Source organism: Ferruginibacter sp. (assembly GCF_031430955.1).
In the GTDB taxonomy this organism is placed as follows: Bacteria; Bacteroidota; Bacteroidia; order Chitinophagales; family Chitinophagaceae; genus Ferruginibacter.
Map to the genome: position 1 here is coordinate 1 of NZ_JANPCM010000526.1, position 4558 is coordinate 4558.

The 4558-nt window shown below is 35.6% G+C and carries 5 protein-coding genes; all 5 read left to right on the forward strand.

What is annotated here, in order from left to right:
- Positions 1-1095, forward strand: a 1095-nt coding sequence (locus tag ACY65O_RS14790; RefSeq protein WP_462221631.1) for an ATP-binding protein, incomplete at its 5' end; no start/stop codon positions are given.
- 79 nt (positions 1096-1174) lie between these two features.
- Positions 1175-2329: a M28 family metallopeptidase gene (locus tag ACY65O_RS14795; RefSeq protein WP_462221632.1), complete on the forward strand. Its 1155-nt coding sequence runs from the start codon at positions 1175-1177 to the stop codon at positions 2327-2329.
- 67 nt (positions 2330-2396) lie between these two features.
- Positions 2397-3008 carry a hypothetical protein gene (locus ACY65O_RS14800; RefSeq protein WP_462221633.1) on the forward strand — a complete coding sequence of 204 codons (612 nt, stop codon included), beginning with the start codon at positions 2397-2399 and terminating at the stop codon, positions 3006-3008.
- Positions 3009-3011: 3 nt separating this feature from the next.
- Positions 3012-4319 (forward strand): M1 family aminopeptidase, encoded by a 1308-nt coding sequence (locus tag ACY65O_RS14805; protein ID WP_462221634.1) that lies wholly within the window; start codon positions 3012-3014, stop codon positions 4317-4319.
- A 40-nt stretch (positions 4320-4359) separates the two neighbouring features.
- Positions 4360-4558: hypothetical protein (locus ACY65O_RS14810; RefSeq protein WP_462221635.1), on the forward strand; the 199-nt coding region annotated here is incomplete at its 3' end.

The window sequence follows — 4558 nt, forward strand, 5'->3', positions numbered from 1 at the left end:
CGAAAATATCATACAGGAGTTTTTACCGCAGGGTGGCGATTTTGCAGCGTTTACGCAGTAAAAGCCACTAATCAAAGAACAATTTTGCCAACAGGCGAAACAGTATTGTTTATTTTAGCAGGTAACGATATGCATCGCCGCTTGCAAATGCAACAACTCTTTAGCGCCGGTCATTTTTTTTACAAACAAAACATTCTTTGGCTGGAGCATGTAAAAGATGGCGAGCCGCTAATGAGTGGAAAAATATTACTGGCAACCGAATGGGTAGATAAATTTTTATTTAATAAAGAATCTTCACCAAAATTTAGTCCGGAATTTCCTGCAAAAAAACTTACCGCACAAATGACGTGGGATGATGTAATACTAACGCCACAAACCAAAGACGAAATTGATCATATTAAAATATGGTTGTCGCATAACCAGGATTTATTAAAAGATAAAAATCTTTCCCGAAAAATAAAACCCGGTTACCGTGCCTTATTTTATGGCCCGCCGGGCACAGGTAAAACATTAACTGTTTCTTTATTGGGCAAAGAATTTAATAAAGAAGTGTACCGGGTAGATTTGTCGCAGGTAGTTTCAAAATACATTGGCGAAACAGAAAAAAATTTAGAAAAAGTTTTTAGCAAAGCCGAAAACAAAGACTGGATTTTATTTTTTGATGAAGCAGATGCATTGTTTGGTAAACGTACCAACGTAAGCAGTTCTCACGACAGGTTTGCCAACCAGGAAGTATCTTATTTATTACAACGTGTAGAAGATTTTCCGGGGCTGTTAATACTGGCATCTAATTTTAAAAGTAATTTGGATAAAGCATTTACCCGCCGCTTTCATGCCATGGTGCATTTTCCTATGCCTAATGCAAGCGAAAGGTTAATGATATGGCAAAAATCTTTACCGCAAAATTTACAAATGGCAGCCGATATTAATTTAAATGCAATAGCACAAAATTACGAATTGAGTGGTGCGGCTATTTTAAACATTATGCAGTTTGCATCGCTTAAAGCATTACATAGTAAGGAGGGCACTGTTTGCAACAGCGATTTACTAACTGGCATACGCCGGGAGTTTTGGAAAGAAGAAAAAACTATCTAATATGATAGCTTACGTTTAACACATTTCAATTTTTTTACTGCATAGTTTTTCCGACATTTACTTTTCATAAAAAATAAGCATGAGAAGATTGTTGGTTTTATTGCTGTTGGCCTTTTCGTCAGTGGCCTTTTCACAAAATATTTCCTTTGGTAAAAAAATAGTGGATACACTAACCTCGCCATATTTTTGGGGCAGGGGCTATACCAATGATGGGATGAAAAAGGCAGCAGATTTTCTTTCTAATGAATTTAAAAATTATGGCCTTGAGCCGATAAACAGCAAAAATTATTTTCAGTCATTTAGTTATCCGGTAAATACTTTTCCTGGTAAAATGCAAGTGAATATTAATGGCAAAGATTTAGAGCCCGGCAAAGATTTTATTGTAAGTCCTGAAACTAAAGGTGTAAAAGGCAGTGGCGATTTAGACCAGCTAGACAGCATTCAGTTTATTAACCGAAAAGAAATGGTAATAATAAAAATGCAGGATAAACTAACCTGGAGTGTTGCCCCCGAAGCTGCAGATTATTCTTTAATTCTTGTAGATAAAAAAGCGCTGGATAAATCACCAGCCTCTTTTAAAGTTAATATTGATAATAAATTTATAAATAATTTTAAAGCGGCTAATGTTTGTGGGTTAGTAAAAGGAACGGTAAAACCCGATTCCATAATTTTTATCACAGCGCATTACGATCATTTGGGTGGCATGGGAAAAGACACTTATTTTCCCGGTGCAAATGATAATGCAAGCGGTATTTCATTATTGCTCAATCTTGCACAATATTATGCAAAGCATCCGCAAAAATATTCTATTGGTTTTATTTGTTTTGCAGGTGAAGAAGCTGGCTTAATTGGCAGTAAATATTTTACTGAAAACCCTTTAGTGCCTTTAAAAAATATCCGCTTTTTAATAAACACAGATTTAGCAGGCACAGGCGAAGAAGGCATTACCGTAGTTAATGCCACCGAATTTCCGAAAGAGTTTGGCATGATGAATGCAGTTAATGACGAAAATAAATATTTAGTAAAAATTAATGCAAGAGGAAAAGCTGCCAACAGCGATCATTATTTTTTTACCGAAAAAGGGGTGCCTGCTTTTTTCTTTTATACATTGGGTGGCATAAAAGCGTATCATGATGTATTTGATAAAGCCCCAACTTTGCCTTTAAACGAACATGAAGATCTGTTTAAGTTAATAATTAAATTCAACGAAAAATTAATGAAGCAGTACGAGTAATTTTTAATTGATCAAAAAACAAAAAATATTTTACAATCATTTTTAAATTAAGTTTTAAAACATTTATATGATAAGAGTTTCTTTACTGATTATTTTTTTAATACCTGCTTTTGCATCTGCACAACCCGACCGCTGGCAGCAACGTGTTAAGTACAACATAAATATTGATATGGATGTAAACACCAGTCAATTTAAAGGCAAACAAAAATTAGAGTACACTAACAATTCTCCTGATGTTTTAAACAAATTATTTTATCATTTGTATTTCAACGCTTTTCAGCCCGGCAGCAGCATGGATATAAGGAGCCAGGAATTGGGGAAACAAATTACAAGAGGAAGGCAGGATTGGGACGACAGGGTTAAAGACCGTATTTCTAAATTAAAAGAAAATGAAATCGGTTATCAAAAAATAATTAGTTTGAAAATAAATGGTGTGCCACAACCATTCAAATATCACGAAACAATTCTGGAAGTAAATCTTACTAAACCTATTTTACCAAAAACTAAAGTGGTTATTGATATGGATTTTGAAGCACAGGTGCCATTACAAATTAGAAGAAGTGGAAGAGATAATCCCACAACTGGTGTTAGATACAGTATGAGCCAGTGGTATCCAAAATTATGTGAGTACGATTACGAAGGATGGCATCCAACAATTTATGTGGCAAGAGAATTTTAAGGTGTGTGGGGAGATTTTGATGTAACCATCAGCATAGATAAAAATTATAAGTTGGGTGGCACTGGCATATTGGTTAATGCAAATGAAATTGGCTGGGGTTACGATGCACCTAATACCGAATTAAAACCTGCCACAAAAGAAAAACGAAGCTGGCATTTTGTGGGTAATAATGTGCATGATTTTGTTTGGGCTGCCGATCCGGAGTACAAACATATTGTACGTAAAGTTGGCGCTACTGCATTGCATATAATTTATAATTATAAAGAGAACGATACAAAAAATGATTCTGCATGGAACACTGTTGCAGATGCTGCAGTAGCTGTTTTGCCTTTTATAGAAAGTAAGTTTGGAAAATATCCTTATCCGCAATATTCTTTTATACAGGGTGGCGATGGCGGCATGGAATACCCAATGGCTACATTACTGAACGGACCGGGTTTAGGTACTGTTTTTCATGAATGGATGCACAGCTGGTACCAGATGATGCTGGGCACAAACGAAGGTATGTATGCATGGATGGATGAAGGCTTTACCAGTTATGCAGAAGATATCGTTTCAAAATTTTATACCGGCAAATCTTCGTTAGATGGTATAAAGGAAAACTTAAAAAGAAACCCCACTAATAAAGTGTTGCAGGATTTACTGCCATCGCTACCCGAAGATCACAGCGATGGCTATGCAGGATATTTTTTACTTGTCAAAAGTGGTTTTGAAGAACCGCTTACAACGCATGCCGATCATTTTAATACCAACTACGCATACAGCACCGCTGCTTATGCAAAAGGCGAAGTTTTTATGGAGCAACTGGGTTATATTATTGGTGCAGATGTAAGAGATAAAATGTTGCTGGAGTATTATAAACAATGGCGGTTTAAACATCCTAACAGTAACGATCTGCTTCAGGTGGCAGAAAAAATCAGCAATATAAAATTAGACTGGTACAAAGAATATTTTTGCAACACCACAAAAACTATTAATTATTCCATAGATAGTTTGTGGGAAGAAGGCGGCGTTTCAAAAATAAGATTAAGAAGAATTGGACAAATGCCGATGCCAGTTGATTTGCAATTAACATTTAAAGATGGCAGTACCGAAATGCATTACGTGCCGCTTAACTTAATGTTTGGCGATAAACCCAATGAAAATGCAAAACAAAAAAGAACAGTGCATGAAGAATGGAAATGGACGCACCCCACTTATATTGTTGAAATTAAACAACGGCTTACGGATATAAAAGTGGTGGAAATTGATCCCACAAAAAGAATGGCTGATGTGGAACGAAAAAATAATTTATTAGAATTAAATTGGTAAAACATGGTCTGGCGTCCCCGTCTGACCTTGCTATTGAAATATGGAAATAAATATAAGACGATTAAAGCCTGCTGATACAGTTGCTTTATCTGCCATTTCTAAAAAAACTTTTTACGATACTTTCACAGGTACCTGTACACCTGATGATATGGATATTTTTTTGGAAGATTATTTTAACGAACAACAGGTTGCAAAAGAATTAAGCGATACTGATGATTTGTATTTTTTTGCAGAAATCG